The following is a 15,798-nucleotide window of genomic DNA, read 5'->3' on the forward strand; positions in this document are numbered from 1 at the left end:
AGCGAAGCGGAGCGCTGATCCGGAACGACAGCGAGGATGTGAGGGCAGTATCTGCCTCACATCGGCGGCGTGATCCCATCTCGCCCGACATTGACCCGGTTCGCTTCCAGCGAGCCGTCGTCCTTCTTCGCGGCGCCGAAGATGATCAGCTTGGCGCCCGGCTTGATCTCGGATTTGTCGCTGGCGATGAAGGTGACGATGGGTGTATCCGGCGGCACCACGACTTTCTTCTCACCATCCTTGTATTTCACCGTGATGTTCTGGCCGTCGGTGCCCTTCACCGTCTGAGCCACCGTGGCGTTGGTCATGGTCGAGTTGGCACGCGCATCCCAGGGGCGGAAACCTTCGGCCGCGCCGCGCTGGTTTTCGGGGAAGATGTGCACTGCGATCGCCTTCTGCGTGCCGTCGGGCTCGGGCATGCCGGTGACGCCGATATACGAGCCGTCCTTGATCTCCGACAGCGAGGTCTTCACGACGGCGAAGACGGCGACGTTGTCGGTCATCCTCACCTTCACGTCAGTGCCCTCGCGGGTCTTGATGGCGAGCGTGTTGCCGTCGACGCTCTCGATGGTACCGCGGATGCGGACCGTCGGCGCCTGTTGCGCCGAGGCAGAGACGATCAAAGCGGAAGCGAACGCGGCCACGAGCAGGCGTGGCATCCAGGTTGTTTTCGACATGCTCTTTCCTCCCTCACATCGGCGGCGTCAGGCCGTCGCGGCCGACGTTGACGCGGTTGGTTTCGAACGAGCCGTCCGGGAGCTGCTTCATGAAGGCGATGACCTTGGCGCCGGCCTTCAGCTCGGACTTGTCGCCGGGCACGAAGGTCACCACCGGCGTGTTGTCGGCGACGAACACCTTCTTCTCGCCGTCCTTGTATTTCACCAGCAGCGTATGGCCGTCATTGCCGACCACGCTCTCCGACACCGTGGCATTGGTCATGCTGGAATTCGGCTTGAGGTCGTACGGACGCGAGCCTTCTCCGGTGCCGCGCATGCTCTCCGGAAACACGTGAACCTCGACGGCGTTGTCGCCGCCATCAGGTCCCGGCACGGTGGTGGCCCCGACGAAGGAGCCGACCTTGATGTCCGCGAGCGAAATCCTGGTGACGCCGGCCACGCGCGCGTCGGGTGCAATATGCAGCTTGACGTCCTCGCCGCTGCGCGACTTGACCTGCATGATATCGCCGTTGACGCTCTCGATCGTGCCGCGCACACGCGTCGGCACCGGTGCCCTTTGAGCGACGGCACAAAGAGTAGAAGCGGCCACCATCGCGACGGCGATCAGCGGACGTGTGAAACTTGCACGGTGGATGGTCATGACGGTCTCCGATTGTCCCCACGAATGGTGAACGCCGCGGACCGCTTACTATTCTCTCAAGTCTTCGTGAGATCGGCCTCGACCAGCGCGCGCAACTCGGCCGTGACCTCCGGCCTCCGGCCGAACCACAGCTCGAAGCCGCGGACCGCCTGGTGCAGCAGCATGCCGAGCCCGTCGGCGGTTTTCAGGCCGCGCGCCTGTGCGGCCGCCAGCAGCGGCGTGACCAGGGGAACGTAAACGAGATCGGCGACGACGGAATCCTGCGGCAGATGGGCCACATCAACATCGAGTGAAGGCTGGCCGTGCATGCCGAGTGAGGTCGTGTTCACGAGAAGTTTTGCACGCGGCAGGACATCGCTCAGGCCGTCCCAAGTCACCGGACGCACGTTCGGCCCGAACTGGTTTGCAAGTGTCTCGGCCCGCGCGATGGTGCGATTGGCGAGATGGATGCGCTTGATCCCGCGCTCGCGCAGGCCGAATACGACGCCACGCGAAGAACCACCGGCGCCGAGCACCAGCGCCTCGTCCGCCTTGTCCCAGCCGGGTGCGCTGGCGTCGAGATTGCCGATAAAGCCCTCGACGTCCGTGTTGGTCGAACGCAGCTCGCCGTCGGCAAACCACAATGTGTTGGCCGCGCCGACCGCCTTGGCGCGCGCATCGGGCGTCGACAGCGCCAGCACCGCTTCCTTGTGGGGGATGGTGACGTTGGCGCCGACGAAGCCGCGCAGCGGCAGCCGCAGCACGAAGTCGCGGAGATCCTCCGGCGGCACCGCCTCGATGACATAGCCGCCCTCGATTCCGAGCGTGCGCAGCCAGTAATGATGGATCAGCGGCGAGCGCGAATGCGCAGCCGGCCATCCGATCAAGCAGGCTGCGGGAGCTTTGGGCGCGGTCATCTTCCCTCGGGGCGTTGGTCGAGGGCGATCCATTTCGCGTCCCGCAGACTCTGTCAAGCGCGGTGGCGCCGCATCGGCACGGCCACGATTGCGCCCAGCGCCAGCGCCGCGCCTGCAGCGAACCAGATCGCGGCGAGGTTGATCCAGGCATAGGCAAGCGCGCCGGCTGCCGCGCCGGCAACCAGCGCCACCCACAGGAACAAATTCGAGGCCCAGCTCCAGCGCGGCCCCCCGGTGAGGCTCACCGCGAGGAGCTGGCCGACCTTGACCAGCGCGCCGGTGACATAGGTGAGGCCGAGGCCCGCGCCGCCGTCGATCTGGAACACGGCGTTCTCCAACCCCATCGCGAGCACGATTCCCGCGATCGCGAGATTCGGCAGTCCGTAAGCATGGCAGAGTCCAGCCCCCGCCAGCAGCACTGCTTCGATGAGAAGCAGCCATGGCTGCCGCTCGGTGCCGCCGCCGAGCACGACGAGGCTTCCGGCCGCCGCTCCGGCGACGAACAGCGCGATGAGGCCCAGGGCGCCGGCAGCCTGCCACCACTGGGCCTCCGCGAGGCTGACGCCGAGTCGCGTCGAGTTTCCGCTCATGAAGGAGACGAACAGGCCGCCAAGCTGCAGGAAGCCGATGCCGTCGACAAAGCCCGCGAGCAGGCTGAGCGCGCAGGCCAGCGCAACGTTGCGAGTCGAATTGAGCATTCCGATCCACCACCGCCGTGACGCGGCAGTGTCGGTCAATTCGGCCGGCTTGAGAAGGGAGCGCCGCTAATTCGCGGCAGCATCCTCGGCGGCGGGGGCAGTCGTGCCCGCGGCCTGCTTGATGTCGGCGACGGCGCGCTCGATCGTGGTGCGATAGCGCGCGCGCCGCGGCGTCACGCCATGGGTCAGCAGCGCGCGTCGAACCGCGGGTGATGCCCCGGTGATGAACAGCTTTATCCCTTGGCGGTGCGCCTTGGCGGCGACGCGGCCGAGCACGTTGGCCGCCGTCGAATCCAGGAAGGGGACCGCGGCGAAATCGACCACGAAGGCCTTGCGCCCGTCGGCGACGCCGTCGAGCACGCTGCCGATGGCCGATGCCGCACCGAAGAAGAACGCGCCGGTGATGCGGTAGACCAGCACATCGCGATCGACCGCGAGCGCGGGATCGTAAGGAACGCGCGTCCCATTGCCGTCATCGGGACGATCGTCGGCCACCAGCGGGGTGCGCTCCTCGATCCCGGTCATTTCCGACATGCGGTGAATGAACAGCACCGCGCCGAGCGCGAAGCCGACCAGAATGCCTTCGGTCAGATCACGGAAAACGGTGAGCAGGAAGGTCGCCAGCAGCACGACGGCATCGCCCCAGGAGGATCGCAGCAGCGTGGCGAATTCGTGCTTCTCCGCCATGGTCCAGGCCACCACGACCAGCACGGAGGCGAGCGCGGCCAGCGGAATGTAGCTCGCCAGCGGCGCCGCGATCAGCATGAACAGCAGCAGGAAGACCGAATGCAGCATGCCCGCAAGCGGGCCGCGCGCGCCGGCGCGGATGTTGGTGGCGGTCCGCGCGATCAGGCCGGTGACACAAATGCCGCCGAACAGCGCCGAGCCGATATTGGCGGCGCCCTGCGCCACCAATTCGCAATTGGAGCGGTGACGGCGCCCGGTCATGCCGTCGGCCACCACGGCGGACAACAGCGATTCAATCGCGGCCAGCAGCGCGAACGCAATCGCATCCGGCAGCACCGCCGTCGCCTTCGCAAGCGAGAATGCCGGCAAGGCCGGCGACGGCAATTCGCGCGGAATGCCGCCGAAGCGCGAGCCGATGGTCTCGACCGGCAGCGACAGCACGCTACAGGCGATCGCCGCGAGCACCACCGCGATCAGGATGCCCGGCCAGGACGGCCGCCAGCGCCGCAGGCCGGCAATGATGGCGATGCTGACGATCGCAACGGCCACGGCGGACGGATTGATGGTGGGCAGGCCCCCGGCCAGCGCGACGAGTTTCGGAACGAACTCGCTTGGCTCTTTCCCCGCGAGCGTGATTCCGCCGAGATCGCGAAGCTGGCTGGCGAAGATGATCACGGCGATGCCGGCGGTGAAGCCGACCGTTACCGGATAGGGAATGAACTTGATATAGGTGCCGATCCGCAGGAAGCCGGCGGCAACCAGAAGAAGTCCCGCCATCAGGGTGGCGAGGATCACGCCGTCGACACCGTGACGGTCGGCGGTCGCCGCGACCAGCACGATGAAGGCGCCGGCGGGGCCGCCGATCTGGAACCGGCTACCGCCGAGCAGCGATGCGATGAAGCCGCCGACGACGGCGGTGTAGAGACCCCGGTCCGGCGTCACGCCCGAGGCGATCGCGATCGCCATCGACAGTGGCAGCGCGACGATCGCGACCGTGAGGCCCGCGAACACATCGGCGCGGAGATCGGCAAGGCCATAGCCCTCGCGCCATACGGTCACGAGCTTTGGCAGATAGAGTTCGGTAAAGGTCGGCCGACGAAGCTGGTGCAGCTTGCCTGCGTGTTCGCCCGTGATGCTCATTTCAGCAAATTGCTCCGCTGCCCACAATGCTCCGATGCATCGTGCGGCCGCGTGCTTCGGCGCGCCCGGTGCGTTAGTCCAATTGGCTCCCGAGCATGATCATCGCGGGATCACGCCCCCACCCGGCGTGGCGGCCCCGGCTCTTTCAGCCGAACGCCGCGTCCGCCGCCTTCGCTACGGGCCTGTTCGCCGATCAGCTCGACGCCCGCCCGCTCGAACGCATCGACCACCCTCATCAAGGTCTCGACCACGCCACGAACGTTGCCGGTGCTCGCCTCCATCCGCTGGATGGTCGGCAGCGACACGCCTGCGAGTTCTGCCAAGGTCTTCTGGTCGATGCCGAGCAGCGCGCGGGCTGCCCGCATCTGGAATGACGTGATCACCTTGGCCTCACGTATCAAATCTTATAATTGATATCTGACGCATGTACAATGATGTAAAATACATCATTTCGAGCCAAACGCAAGTGTCTCCCCGTCATTGCGAGCGCAGCGAAGCAATCCAGAATCCCTCCGCGGAAACAGTCTGGATTGCTTCGTCGCTTCGCTCCTTGCAATGACGGTGGGGAGGAGACTGCGTGAGTTCAACTTCCATCGTGCTCGCGGCGACAGCCCCTCACCCGACCCTCACCCCGCGAGAGCGGGGCGAGGGAGTGAGAGAGCTTTGCGTCCCTACCAGCTCACGCCGCGTGCTGATGCGCGGCGATGATCTGGTCGGCGGCGCGGCCCGTGACCTCGGCCATGTGGTCGAACTGGCGGGTGAAGCTGCCGGCGCCGGCGGTGGCCGAACGCAGCTCGACGATCAGCTCGCCGATCTCCGCCTCCGGCATCATGGCGCGCACGCAGTCCCAGCCGCTCCAGCCATCGCGGGTGTCGAAGCCGAGGATCTGTCCGCGCCGCGCCGACAGGATCGCGTTGATCCTGGCGGTAGCGTCGGTCGGGCAGACGATCTCGACGACGTGGATCGGCTCCAGCAGTACCGGCTGGCACAGCGGCAGGCCCTCGTTCAATCCGATCCGCGCCGCCGTGCGGAAAGCGAGGTCGGAGGAATCGACGCTGTGATAGGAGCCGTCGGTCAGCGTCACCTGCACGTCGGTGACGGGGAAGCCGAGCGGACCGCGCATCAATCCGTCGACGACGCCCTCCTCCACCGCGCCGATGTAATTGCGCGGCACCGCGCCGCCGACCACCTTCTCGGTGAACTTGAAGCCGTCGCCGCGCGGCATCGGCCTGATGTCGAGCACGACGTCGCCGAACTGGCCGTGGCCGCCGGACTGCTTCTTGTGGCGGCCGCGCTGGGTGATCGGCTTGCGGATGGTCTCCTGATAGCCGATCGCGGGCGGATGCGAGGTGAGCTTGATACCGAAGCGGTCGCGGAGCCGTTCGCTCGCAACGCGCAGGTGCATTTCGCCCTGCCCCCACAGCACGGTGTCGTGTGTCTGGGCGTTCTGCACGACGACGAGCGAGGGATCCTCCTCGTGCAGCCGCGCCAACGCCTGGCCGAGCTTGACGTCGTCCTTGCGGTCGGTGGCGGCGATCGAGATCGCCAGCACCGGCGGCGTCGGCTCCGCGGCGGCCAGCGCGTCCGGCGGGGTCTTGCCGGTCGAGACCGTGTCGCCGGTCTTGACGGGATCGAGCTTTGCGAGCGCCACCGTATCGCCGGCCTCCGCCGCGGCACGCTTGGTGTCGTAGGCGCCGTTGACCGCGAGGATGCCGGAGATGCGGCTGAGCCCGCCTGAGGATGATTGCAGCGTGGCGCCGTCGTCGAGATGGCCGGCGAGCAGCCGCGTCAGCGACAGCTTGCCGCCATGCTGCGAATGCAGCGTCTTGAAGACGAAGCCGAGCGCGTCCTTGCCGGCGGGCACACCGAGACGCTTCGCGGTCTCCTCGACGCCAGGCGCCTCGTGGCGCAGCGCCTTCATCAGGCGCAGCACGCCGTTTTCGCGTGCGGCGGCGCCCAGCAGCACGGGACAGATCTGCCCCTCGCGCAATTCGCGGGCGAGGTCGTCGAACACGGCATCGCGCGGCGGCTGGATGTCCTCGAGCAGCTGCTCCATCAGCGCGTCGTCGTGATCGGCCAGCTTCTCCAGCATCGAGAAGCGGGCCTCCTTCTCGCGATCGAGATCGCCGCCTTCGAGCGCGACCACTTCGGAGGCCTTGTGCTCGCGATAGATAAAGGCGCGCTCCAGCGCGAGATCGACGAAGCCCTCGATCAGCTCGTCCTTCCAGATCGGGATCTGGCGCAGCACGAGCGGCACGCGCGAGGCGGGCTGAAGCGTTGCGAGCGTCTCGCGAATGCGCTTGTTGGCGCGGTCGATCTTGTTGAGAAACAGGAAACGCGGGATCTTCAGTTCCTCCAGCTCACGCAGGATGATCTGAAGCTGCGGCAGCTTCTTCTCGTCCGCCTCGCAGACCACGATGGCGGCGTCGACCGCGGGCAGCGCGGCGCGCATGTCGTGGGCGAATTCGACGGAACCGGGACAATCGAGGAAGGTGTAGCTGTCGCCCATGAAACTCGTGGTGGCGGCAGTGAGGCCGACGGTCATCTTGTGATGACGGGCCTCGGGCGTTGCGTCGCCGACGGAGGTTCCGGCGTCCACGCTGCCGGCGCGGGGGATTGCGCCCGTTCGCGCCAGGATCGCTTCGAGAAGTGTGGTTTTACCGCTTTGGAAGGGGCCCACCAGCGCGATGCACCGTGGACCTCGGGGACTTCTGACGTCTTGTCCCATTTCGCCGCCTCCTTGGTGTGGAGCTCGGCCCATGATTGGGTCGGCAAACGCAGATGCTCTGCCCGTCCCCAAGATTTGGCAAGCGTCAAAAATCGCTGCGGTGCGTCGTCAGTTGTTTGCTAGCACTATCGCGCGGGCGCGGGTCTCACCTCTCCCTTCGGGAGAGGTGAAGCAACACCTCCGCTGGCGCGCGCTTAACGGCCCGGACGGAGTTCCAGGCTTTCGAGGCCGGCAGCGACGTTGAGGCCGACCTGGCCTTGCAGGCTGAGCGGCTGGAGCGAGATCGAATTGTTGGAGCCGCCGACCAGCACGTTGCCGCCGCCGCCCACGCCTACCGAGGCGCTGCCTTGCGCGCCGGCGTAGTTGCCGGCGAGGTCGCCGGGGCCGAGCCGGTCGACCGGCGCGAACACGCCCCAGGCCAGCGCCGTCTCCTGGGTAATGCCGATGTCGAGACCGACCTTACGAATGGTTGCGACGTAGCGGTCCTCGGGCAGGCCGTCAGCGCGCAGCACGCAGCCGAGATGGGTCACGGAGCCCACGATGAAGCCGACGCTGGCGCCGCCGCGGCATTCGAGCACACCGACCCGCACCATTCGCTGCTGCTGTGCGCCGCTGCCGGCGACAGAGGCAACGAGGCTGGCTGCGACGAGCCCGGCGAGGATGAACGAACGGCGCATGAATATCTCCGGCGATGAATGTGATGCGAGCAGAGAGAGCGCCCCACCCGCGTTGCGCGATGGTCTATGCCACAAGAGTGATGACGGTGCCAGATCCTCCGTCATTGCGAGCGCAGCGAAGCAATCCAGAGTCTTTCCGCGGAGAGATTCTGGATTGCTTCGCTGCGCTCGCAATGACGGGGATAGAGCGGTGCGCCTCTTGCCGTGAGTAGATCTTCACCTGCAAAAACAAAAAAGGCCCGCTCGAAGCGGGCCCTTTCGGAGTCTATCGCTACAAGCCTACCGCAGATTACCGCAGAAGCGCTGGATGCGCTTGCAGGCGTCTTCGAGGTCCGAGGTCTTGGTCGCGTAGGAGATGCGGAATGCAGGTCCAAGGCCGAAGGCCGAACCCTGCACGACCGCAACGCCCTCGGTCTCGAGCAGCTCGGTGACGAAGTCCTCGTCATTGCTGATCACCTTGCCCGACGGCGCGGTCTTGCCGATCGTGCCGGCGCAGGACGGATAGACGTAGAAGGCGCCTTCGGGCCGCGGGCACTCGATGCCCTTGGCCTGGTTGAGCATCGAGACCACGAGGTCGCGGCGCTCCTTGAACACCTTGTTGTTGGCGGGGATGAAGTCCTGCGGACCGTTCAGCGCTTCCACCGCGGCCCATTGCGCGATCGACGACGGGTTCGAGGTCGACTGCGACTGGATCGTCGCCATCGCCTTGATCAGCTGCGCGGGACCACCGGCATAGCCGATGCGCCAGCCGGTCATGCAATAGGCCTTCGACACGCCGTTCACGGTGAGGGTGCGGTCGTAGAGTTTCGGCTCGACCTGCGCGACGGTGGTGAACTGGAAGTCGTCGTAGACGAGATGCTCGTACATGTCGTCGGTCATCACCCACACATGCGGATGCTTGACCAGCACGTCGGTGAGCGCCTTCAGCTCGGCCCTGGTGTAGGCGGCTCCCGTCGGGTTCGACGGCGAGCACAGGATGACCCATTTGGTCTTCGGCGTGATCGCGCGCTCGAGCGCATCGGCCTGCAGCTTGAAGCCAGTCGCGGCGGTGCAGACCACCGGCACCGGCTCGCCACCGGCGAGCGCCACCATCTCGGGATAGCTGACCCAGTACGGCGCCGGAATGATCACCTCGTCGCCCGGATTGATGGTCGCCATCAGCGCGTTGTAGAGCACCTGCTTGCCGCCGGTGCCGACGATGATCTGGTTCGGCTTGTACGTGAGACCGTTCTCGCGCTGAAACTTGCCGATGATGGCTTCCTTCAGCTCGGGAATGCCGTCGACCGCGGTGTACTTGGTCTTGCCGGCTTCGATGGCGTGGATCGCCGCCAGCTTGATGTTGGCCGGCGTGTCGAAGTCGGGCTCGCCGGCACCGAGGCCGATGACGTTGCGGCCCGCCGCTTTCAGCGCGCGTGCTTTATCCGTGACCGCGATGGTCGCGGACGGCTTCACACGGTCGAGCGCAGCGGCAAGGAAGGACATCGTCATCTCCTGACAAGCGTCGTGAACCCTTTGGCCTCACGACTCCGATTGTGGGAATGCAGACACCCTAAAACGTGTGCCGCTGCACCGCAAGAAACTTCGGCCCGATCTCGCAAAAGTTTGCGGATCTGGAGCGTTTCAAGGTGCGATTTGCCGCAATTTTCCGAAACTTTGCCGCCGGAATCGCTCATATCCCGCAAGGCCTGTCCTCGGAGCAATTTTGCGTATTGCGCGCTGAAGTTTCTCCGCCGTCATGGCCGGGCTTGTCCCGGCCATCCACGCCTTGCCTTAGGGCGCGAAGAACGTGGATGCCCGGGACAAGCCCGGGCATGACGATGTGGGTGCGCCAGCGCGCTATGGCCCGTCACGCACACAATCGCGCGAAGCGATGCGTCGTGAACATTGACGCAAGCGTGAACTGAGTTGCATGTCCGCACGGAAATGATCTTCCGCCGCATTGCAATGCGGTAGGGTTTTCGAGTTTTTCTATGGGCTGGCCCTTGCAGCGGATTCGCATCGGCATCATTGTTTAGCCGCGTTGCGGGGCAACAAGCGCCGCGTCTTCCCGTGCCCGGAATCATCTTCAGAATGTACAAGCTCTATTCGATGCAGCGCTCCGGCAACAGCTACAAGGTCCGCCTTGCGCTGGCGCTGTTGAACGTGCCTTACGAAGCGGTCGAGGTGGACATTCTGCGCGGCGAGAGCCGCACGCCGGACTTTCTGACCAAGAACCCGTCGGGCCAGGTGCCGCTGCTCGAGGTCGGCGACGACCGCTATCTCGCCGAGTCCAACGCCATCCTCTGGTACGTCGCCGTCGGCACGCCGCTGGCGCCGGAGAACCGCATCGACCGTGCCGAGGCGCTGCAGTGGATGTTCTTCGAGCAGCACGCGCTCGAACCGAACATCGGGGCTGCCTATTTCTGGCTGTCGCTGGTCAAGGGCGGCCGCGACCTGCAGACCCACGCGCTGGAGGACTGGATGGAGCGCGGTTATGGCGCGCTCCAGGTGATGGAGAACCATCTCAAGACCAACGCCTATTTCGCGGCCCGCCAACTCACGGTCGCCGACATCGCGCTGTACGGCTACACCCATCTTGCCGACCGCTGCGACTTCGACCTCGTGGCCTTCCCGGCGATCCGGGACTGGCTGAAGCGCGTCGAAGCCGCTCCCGGCTTCGTGGCGATGGACTGGCGGCCGGCCGACATCGATAACCCCGCCAGCATCGCGGCGGGCGCCTGAAAGGCTCCGTCGTTAGGGAATAGCGGGCATATCGCCAATCTTTGCCGCAATCCCGCCATTTTCATCACATGAGCCGCCGCAATATTGCCGGTTGAAATTGTGAAGTTGTTCGGCGTCGCGGGTGATTCGCCCGCACGTTGAAGGATTTAGACCATGATTCGGGCGTCCGGCACGGCCGGCTTTCAAGGCCGTCCCGATACCGTCGCATCTACCCGGTTAACCAACGCGGTCGCGGCCTCGCTCGCCATCGCCGCGCTGTCGCTGTGTCTGATCGTCACCCTGACGGTGCTGTCGACCAAAGCGACCATGGCGATGGGTCTGCCGGTCTGATCCCCGTTTCATCCTGGATCATGCTTCACGGCGCCAAGAAACCTTAGATCTGGCCCGCGCCGACCGGTATCGCGACAGGATTTCGATGAAATCACCTGTGGTCGTCGTTGCAATCACCCTGACTGCGGCCATCCTGGTCGCGGCATCGCTGCTGATTTTCACCGGCATGCGCAAAAGCTCGGGGACCTCGACGCTGAATGCGCCTGCGCAGCAGCAGCGCCTCAGACACACGCATTTGGTCTAAAATCTTCCGAAAGCTTTGCGCGCCCTCACAGCCGCTTCTTAAGCGTTCCGCGCGATTTCGCACTGCAACCGCGCAACGATCAGTCAGTGTCGCGGCCTTATCTCGTTCAGGAAGGAACGAGTCAGGCCCATGCGATTCGGATGGCGTGCGATCTCCGGTCCTGTGCTGACGGCAGCGGTCGCGCTGCTGGCGATCCTGCTCGATCGTCATGTCCCCATCCCCTCGCCCGCGCCGCTGCTCGTCGGTATCGTCGCGCTGGCGGGAACGCTGTCGGGCTTCGCCTCGGCCATGACCAGCGCGGCGCTCGCCGTGATCGGCGCTGGGCTGTTCTTCCTCAGCCATCACGGCGTATCCTTCGGCGCAGCAGCGGATCTGGTCCGGCTTGGCCTGCTCGCCATGACAGCCTTCGGCACCGCAGGCATCACCGGCCTGATGCGTGAGCGGCTGCTCGACACCTTCGCCGCCGAGCGAAAGAGCCACGCCACCGCCACGCGGCTGTCGGCCGCGCTCGACGAGGTCGACATCGGCATCGTGCTGCTCGATGCGGAGACGCGAGCCGAATTCATCAACCGCGCCTTTCGCGACTATTTCGCGCTGCCGGACGAAATCGCCGACGCAAAGCCGCCGTTCGTCGCGCTGATGTATCACGGCCGCGACACCGGCGCATTCGAGCTCCCGGAAGACGAGCTCGGCACCTTCATCGCGCAGCGCATGGAAACGGTGCGGATCGGCGATGCCACACCGATCAACGTCAATCTGCGCAATGGCGAGGTGCTGCGCTTCGTCTGCGCCGTGCTGCCCGACGGCGGCCGCATGCTGAGCTACACGCCGGTGACCGACCTCGTGCGCCACACCGACGCGCCCTCGCGCGCCGACTACTACCGATCGCTGCGCGATCCCACCGGCCGCAGGCTGATCCGGTATCTGCGCGTCGCGGAGTGATGCGAGAGCACGATTGATTGGCGCGCCCATCATCACGTATGAAGGGCCTCCATCGGCCGCGGGAATTTTCAGATGTCGCTCAGCATTCGCTCCGTCACCAAGCAGGACTACGATCAGTGGCTGCCGCTGTGGGACGGCTACAACGCCTTTTACGGCCGCTCGGGCCCGACCGCGCTCGCGCCCGAGATCACGAGGATGACGTGGCAGCGCTTCTTCGATGCCTATGAGCCGGTGCATGCGCTGGTCGCAGAGAGCGACGGCAAGCTGCTCGGGCTGACGCACTATCTGTTTCATCGCAGCACCACCGCGATCGAGCCGTCGTGCTATTTGCAGGACCTGTTCACGAGCGAAGCCGCGCGGGGCAAGGGCGTCGGCTCGGCGTTGATCCATGGCGTCTATGAGCGCGCCAGGCTCGCGGGATCGCCGCGGGTCTACTGGCAGACGCACGAGACCAACGTCACGGCGCAGCGCCTGTACGACCAGGTTGCCGAGCGCTCGGGCTTCATCGTCTATCGCAAGGTGTTCTGATCTTCGCCAGCCGGACGCCCTGTGGATAACTTTGCCTGTCACCGGCGCGTAACACTCCGGGACTAGGTTGCAGCTGCGTCTGGTCAGGCCCCCCGTCACCGATCAAGCGCCCCAAAGCGGTCCCCGTCAGTCGCCGCGTCTGACAGGGGCCGCATTTTTTTGCCCGCGATTGCCAAGCATGGCAGCAGCGCGGCCGGCGCCTTGCTGCTGCGGCGCACCGCGGTCACAATGAGCGCTGCTTTCTCCTGACAGGACTTCCCATGGAAATTCGTAATCTCGGCGCCTCCGGCCTGCGCGTGTCCGCCGTCGGGCTCGGCTGCAACAATTTCGGCCAGCGCATCGACCTCGAAGCCTCGCGCAAGGTGATCCATCGCGCGCTCGACAGCGGCATCACGCTGTTCGACACCGCCGACATCTATTCGAACATGGGCGGCTCGGAAAACGTGCTGGGCGCGGTGCTCGGCGATCGCCGCAAGGACATCGTGCTGGCGACGAAATACTCCAAGCCGATGGCCGAGGACGGCACCAAGCAGGGCGCCTCGCGCCGCTACATCATGGCGGCCGTGGAAGCGAGCCTGAAGCGGCTGAAGACCGATTACATCGATCTCTACCAGCAGCACGATTACGATCCGCTGACGCCGATCGAGGAAAGCCTGCGCGCGCTCGACGATCTCGTCCGGCAAGGCAAGGTCCGCTATATCGGCAATTCGAACTTTCCGGCGTGGCGCATCGCGGAGGCGGAGTACGTCGCTCGCGCGATGAATATCAGCCGCTTCGTTTCGTGCCAGGACGAATATTCGCTGGTCGTGCGCGACATCGAGAAGGACCTGTTGCCTGCTGCGCAAGAATACAAGCTCGGCCTGTTGCCGTTCTTCCCGCTCGCCAGCGGACTCCTGACCGGCAAGTACAAGAAGGGCGAGGCCGCACCCGGCGACACCCGCTTCGGCCAGACGCCGCGGCTCCGCGACCGCTACGTCACGCCGCGCAACGAGGCCATCGTCGAGAAGCTGCAGGCCTTCGCGCAGGCGCGCGGCCACTCCATGCTCGAGCTCGCTTTCTCCTGGCTCGCCGGCCGCCCGCAGGTCTCAAGCGTCATCGCCGGCGCGACCCGCGCCGAGCAGATCGAGCAGAACGTCAAGGCCATCGCGTGGAAGCTGACCGCCGAGGAGATGGCGGAGATCGACAAGATCACGCAAGCTTAAAGCATGATCCGGAAAAGTGTGAAGCGGTTTTCCGGAAAGATCATGCTCAAACAATAAGCCGGCGCGGCGCTACTTCGCGCCGCCGCCGACCGTCTGGATCACCTCGAAGCCTTCGAATTGCGGATGGCCGAGATAGGACGGCTTGTGATCCCCGGCCCGCGCGTGCGCCGCACGGAACGCCTCGGATTTGGTCCAGGCCTCGAATGCGGCATGGTTCGCCCAGATCGTGTGCGAGGCATAGAGCGTATGGTCCTCGAGCTCCGGCCCCTTCAGCAAGTGGAATTCGACGAAGCCCGGCACCTTGTCCAGGTGCGTGTCGCGCGTCAGCCAGACCTGCTCGAAGGCGGACTCGGAGCCCTTGGCGACGCGGAAGCGGTTCATGGCGATGTACATGGGTGGTCTCCTGATGCCCGGCACATCATGTCGTCATTCCGGGACGCGCCGCAAGGCGCGGGCCCCGGAATGACGGTCAGGCAACCAATCCCTTCATCGGCCTTGCGCTCGCGCTGTCGGGGAACACCGTCTCCGCGAGCACGCGATCAGACAGGCCGAACTGACCCTGCAGCACGCCCTTGATCACGGAACGCAAATCGGTGGTCGGCTTGAGGTCACGGCCTTCATAAAGGTTCGCTAGCTTCAGGCCAGGCCAGTCGGAGATGACGCGGCCGCCTTTCACGGCGCCGCCGGCGAGCAGCGCGATGGTGCCGGTGCCATGATCGGTGCCGTCGGTGCCGTTGATGCGCGCGGTGCGGCCGAACTCGGTGGCGACCACGATTGCGGTGTCGCGCCAGCGCTCGCCCAAACCGCTTTCGAATTCGGCGAGCGCGCCGTCGAGCCCGCCGAGCAGGAAGGCGAGACGCCCGACGGGGCCGCCTTCATTGGCATGCGTGTCCCAGCCGTCGAATGCGAGCGCGGCAATGCGCGGGCCGTCATCGGCCGCCATCAGCTTTGCCGCCCCGCGCGCCACCTGCCGCATCTGCGCGACCTGGTTGCCGGGCTTCGGCTTCATGTCGTCGCCGCTCGCGACCTTGTCGAGCTGGAGGCCCTGCGACAGCGCCGAAGCCAGCGCGGGATCGCGGTGACGATAGAGATCGACCAGCCGCATCGCGGTGTCGTCATCGGCCTGCGGCAGCGCGACCGGGGCCCAGCCGACGGTCGGCGCATTGCCGCGCAGCACCAGCGGCGTGGTCGGACCGACCGCGAGGCCGCTGGATACACGCTCGCCGCGCGGCAGCGCTTCCAGCGCGCGGTTGAGCCAGCCGGATTGCACCCGGCCCGGCCCGGCATAGCCGCTTTCGAGCACGTCCTGGCCATCGAAATGCGAGCGGTCGCGATAGGGCGTCGCGACTGCATGGATCACCGCGGCATGTTGATCGCGATACATGCGCGCGAACTCGGGCATCGACGGATGCAGCGCGAAGAAGCTGTCGAGCATGAGCGCGGTATGCGCACCTTCCGCCGTCAGCGCGATCGATCCGTGCAGGCCGGCATAGTCGGGGTCACCGACCGGCGCGACGGTCGAGAGCCCGTCGAGCGCGCCGCGCAGGATCACCACGACCAGCCTGGGATCGCGCCCGTCGGCCGCGCGCGCGAATTTCGGCAAATAGGCCCAGGCCGCGAAGGAGGCGCCGCCGAGCAGCAGCCCTCGGCGCGAGGTGAGGAGGCGGTTCTCGACGCAATCGATCATC

The 15,798-nt window shown here is 65.8% G+C and carries 17 protein-coding genes; 6 read left to right on the forward strand and 11 right to left on the reverse strand.

Annotated features, from left to right (window positions below):
- Window positions 1-56: 56 nt before the first annotated feature.
- The 9 genes from FNV92_RS29980 to FNV92_RS30020 all read right to left on the reverse strand — a co-directional run bounded on the left by FNV92_RS29980 (window position 57) and on the right by FNV92_RS30020 (window position 9,625).
- A complete protein-coding gene (locus tag FNV92_RS29980; protein ID WP_143843392.1) occupies window positions 57-677 on the reverse strand; it encodes a single stranded DNA-binding domain-containing protein in 621 nt (206 codons plus the stop codon).
- Window positions 678-690: 13 nt separating this feature from the next.
- A complete protein-coding gene (locus FNV92_RS29985; RefSeq protein ID WP_143843391.1) occupies window positions 691-1,317 on the reverse strand; it encodes a hypothetical protein in 627 nt (208 codons plus the stop codon).
- Between the two features lie 56 nt (window positions 1,318-1,373).
- Window positions 1,374-2,213 (reverse strand): shikimate dehydrogenase, encoded by an 840-nt coding sequence (locus tag FNV92_RS29990; RefSeq protein ID WP_143843390.1) that lies wholly within the window; start codon window positions 2,211-2,213, stop codon window positions 1,374-1,376.
- A gap of 53 nt (window positions 2,214-2,266) precedes the next feature.
- The gene (locus FNV92_RS29995) at window positions 2,267-2,911 is read right to left on the reverse strand and encodes a YoaK family protein (protein WP_143843389.1); all 645 of its coding nucleotides are present in this window, start codon (window positions 2,909-2,911) and stop codon (window positions 2,267-2,269) included.
- 66 nt (window positions 2,912-2,977) lie between these two features.
- Entirely contained in the window at window positions 2,978-4,738 is a 1,761-nt protein-coding gene (locus FNV92_RS30000; protein ID WP_143843388.1) for a SulP family inorganic anion transporter, read from the reverse strand.
- Between the two features lie 110 nt (window positions 4,739-4,848).
- Window positions 4,849-5,121: a helix-turn-helix domain-containing protein gene (locus FNV92_RS30005; RefSeq protein WP_015688482.1), complete on the reverse strand. Its 273-nt coding sequence runs from the start codon at window positions 5,119-5,121 to the stop codon at window positions 4,849-4,851.
- A gap of 296 nt (window positions 5,122-5,417) precedes the next feature.
- The gene (locus FNV92_RS30010) at window positions 5,418-7,466 is read right to left on the reverse strand and encodes an elongation factor G (protein ID WP_143843387.1); all 2,049 of its coding nucleotides are present in this window, start codon (window positions 7,464-7,466) and stop codon (window positions 5,418-5,420) included.
- A 194-nt stretch (window positions 7,467-7,660) separates the two neighbouring features.
- The gene (locus tag FNV92_RS30015; protein WP_015688484.1) at window positions 7,661-8,143 is read right to left on the reverse strand and encodes a DUF992 domain-containing protein; all 483 of its coding nucleotides are present in this window, start codon (window positions 8,141-8,143) and stop codon (window positions 7,661-7,663) included.
- A 279-nt stretch (window positions 8,144-8,422) separates the two neighbouring features.
- Window positions 8,423-9,625 (reverse strand): pyridoxal phosphate-dependent aminotransferase, encoded by a 1,203-nt coding sequence (locus tag FNV92_RS30020; RefSeq protein ID WP_015688485.1) that lies wholly within the window; start codon window positions 9,623-9,625, stop codon window positions 8,423-8,425.
- A gap of 588 nt (window positions 9,626-10,213) precedes the next feature.
- On the opposite strand from FNV92_RS30020, the gene FNV92_RS30025 reads away from it, so the two are divergent.
- The 6 genes from FNV92_RS30025 (at window position 10,214) to FNV92_RS30050 (ending at window position 14,110) form a co-directional block, all read left to right on the forward strand.
- Window positions 10,214-10,864 (forward strand): glutathione S-transferase family protein, encoded by a 651-nt coding sequence (locus tag FNV92_RS30025; RefSeq protein ID WP_015688486.1) that lies wholly within the window; start codon window positions 10,214-10,216, stop codon window positions 10,862-10,864.
- Window positions 10,865-11,017: 153 nt separating this feature from the next.
- Window positions 11,018-11,194, forward strand: coding sequence for a hypothetical protein (locus FNV92_RS30030; RefSeq protein ID WP_168213497.1), 177 nt, complete (start codon window positions 11,018-11,020; stop codon window positions 11,192-11,194).
- 85 nt (window positions 11,195-11,279) lie between these two features.
- Entirely contained in the window at window positions 11,280-11,438 is a 159-nt protein-coding gene (locus FNV92_RS30035; RefSeq protein ID WP_168213496.1) for a hypothetical protein, read from the forward strand.
- A gap of 129 nt (window positions 11,439-11,567) precedes the next feature.
- Complete coding sequence (locus tag FNV92_RS30040) at window positions 11,568-12,380, forward strand: PAS-domain containing protein (RefSeq protein WP_143843385.1); 813 nt, start codon at window positions 11,568-11,570, stop codon at window positions 12,378-12,380.
- A gap of 72 nt (window positions 12,381-12,452) precedes the next feature.
- Window positions 12,453-12,908, forward strand: a complete 456-nt coding sequence (locus tag FNV92_RS30045) for a GNAT family N-acetyltransferase (RefSeq protein WP_143843384.1) — start codon at window positions 12,453-12,455, stop codon at window positions 12,906-12,908.
- Between the two features lie 260 nt (window positions 12,909-13,168).
- The gene (locus FNV92_RS30050; RefSeq protein ID WP_143843383.1) at window positions 13,169-14,110 is read left to right on the forward strand and encodes an aldo/keto reductase; all 942 of its coding nucleotides are present in this window, start codon (window positions 13,169-13,171) and stop codon (window positions 14,108-14,110) included.
- A 69-nt stretch (window positions 14,111-14,179) separates the two neighbouring features.
- Here the strand turns inward: FNV92_RS30050 and FNV92_RS30055 are convergent, their stop codons facing one another.
- Both FNV92_RS30055 and FNV92_RS30060 read right to left on the reverse strand, forming a co-directional pair.
- Window positions 14,180-14,503, reverse strand: coding sequence for an antibiotic biosynthesis monooxygenase family protein (locus FNV92_RS30055; protein ID WP_015688492.1), 324 nt, complete (start codon window positions 14,501-14,503; stop codon window positions 14,180-14,182).
- A 76-nt stretch (window positions 14,504-14,579) separates the two neighbouring features.
- On the reverse strand, window positions 14,580-15,797 hold the full coding sequence (locus tag FNV92_RS30060; protein ID WP_168213495.1) for a DUF1501 domain-containing protein: 1,218 nt from the start codon (window positions 15,795-15,797) through the stop codon (window positions 14,580-14,582).
- Window position 15,798: the final 1 nt, after the last annotated feature.

It is taken from the genome of Bradyrhizobium cosmicum, assembly GCF_007290395.2.
In the GTDB taxonomy this organism is placed as follows: Bacteria; Pseudomonadota; Alphaproteobacteria; order Rhizobiales; family Xanthobacteraceae; genus Bradyrhizobium; species Bradyrhizobium cosmicum.

Excerpts from the sequence above, each read along its gene's own strand:
- FNV92_RS29980 (WP_143843392.1), bottom strand. The coding sequence starts at position 677 with ATGTCGAAAACAACCTGGATGCCACGCCTGCTCGTGGCCGCGTTCGCT.
- FNV92_RS29985 (WP_143843391.1), bottom strand. The coding sequence starts at position 1,317 with ATGACCATCCACCGTGCAAGTTTCACACGTCCGCTGATCGCCGTCGCG.
- FNV92_RS29990 (WP_143843390.1), bottom strand. The coding sequence starts at position 2,213 with ATGACCGCGCCCAAAGCTCCCGCAGCCTGCTTGATCGGATGGCCGGCT.
- FNV92_RS29995 (WP_143843389.1), bottom strand. The coding sequence starts at position 2,911 with ATGCTCAATTCGACTCGCAACGTTGCGCTGGCCTGCGCGCTCAGCCTG.
- FNV92_RS30000 (WP_143843388.1), bottom strand. The coding sequence starts at position 4,738 with ATGAGCATCACGGGCGAACACGCAGGCAAGCTGCACCAGCTTCGTCGG.
- FNV92_RS30010 (WP_143843387.1), bottom strand. The coding sequence starts at position 7,466 with ATGGGACAAGACGTCAGAAGTCCCCGAGGTCCACGGTGCATCGCGCTG.
- FNV92_RS30015 (WP_015688484.1), bottom strand. The coding sequence starts at position 8,143 with ATGCGCCGTTCGTTCATCCTCGCCGGGCTCGTCGCAGCCAGCCTCGTT.
- FNV92_RS30020 (WP_015688485.1), bottom strand. The coding sequence starts at position 9,625 with ATGTCCTTCCTTGCCGCTGCGCTCGACCGTGTGAAGCCGTCCGCGACC.
- FNV92_RS30025 (WP_015688486.1), top strand. The coding sequence starts at position 10,214 with ATGTACAAGCTCTATTCGATGCAGCGCTCCGGCAACAGCTACAAGGTC.
- FNV92_RS30030 (WP_168213497.1), top strand. The coding sequence starts at position 11,018 with ATGATTCGGGCGTCCGGCACGGCCGGCTTTCAAGGCCGTCCCGATACC.
- FNV92_RS30035 (WP_168213496.1), top strand. The coding sequence starts at position 11,280 with ATGAAATCACCTGTGGTCGTCGTTGCAATCACCCTGACTGCGGCCATC.
- FNV92_RS30040 (WP_143843385.1), top strand. The coding sequence starts at position 11,568 with ATGCGATTCGGATGGCGTGCGATCTCCGGTCCTGTGCTGACGGCAGCG.
- FNV92_RS30045 (WP_143843384.1), top strand. The coding sequence starts at position 12,453 with ATGTCGCTCAGCATTCGCTCCGTCACCAAGCAGGACTACGATCAGTGG.
- FNV92_RS30050 (WP_143843383.1), top strand. The coding sequence starts at position 13,169 with ATGGAAATTCGTAATCTCGGCGCCTCCGGCCTGCGCGTGTCCGCCGTC.
- FNV92_RS30055 (WP_015688492.1), bottom strand. The coding sequence starts at position 14,503 with ATGTACATCGCCATGAACCGCTTCCGCGTCGCCAAGGGCTCCGAGTCC.
- FNV92_RS30060 (WP_168213495.1), bottom strand. The coding sequence starts at position 15,797 with ATGATCGATTGCGTCGAGAACCGCCTCCTCACCTCGCGCCGAGGGCTG.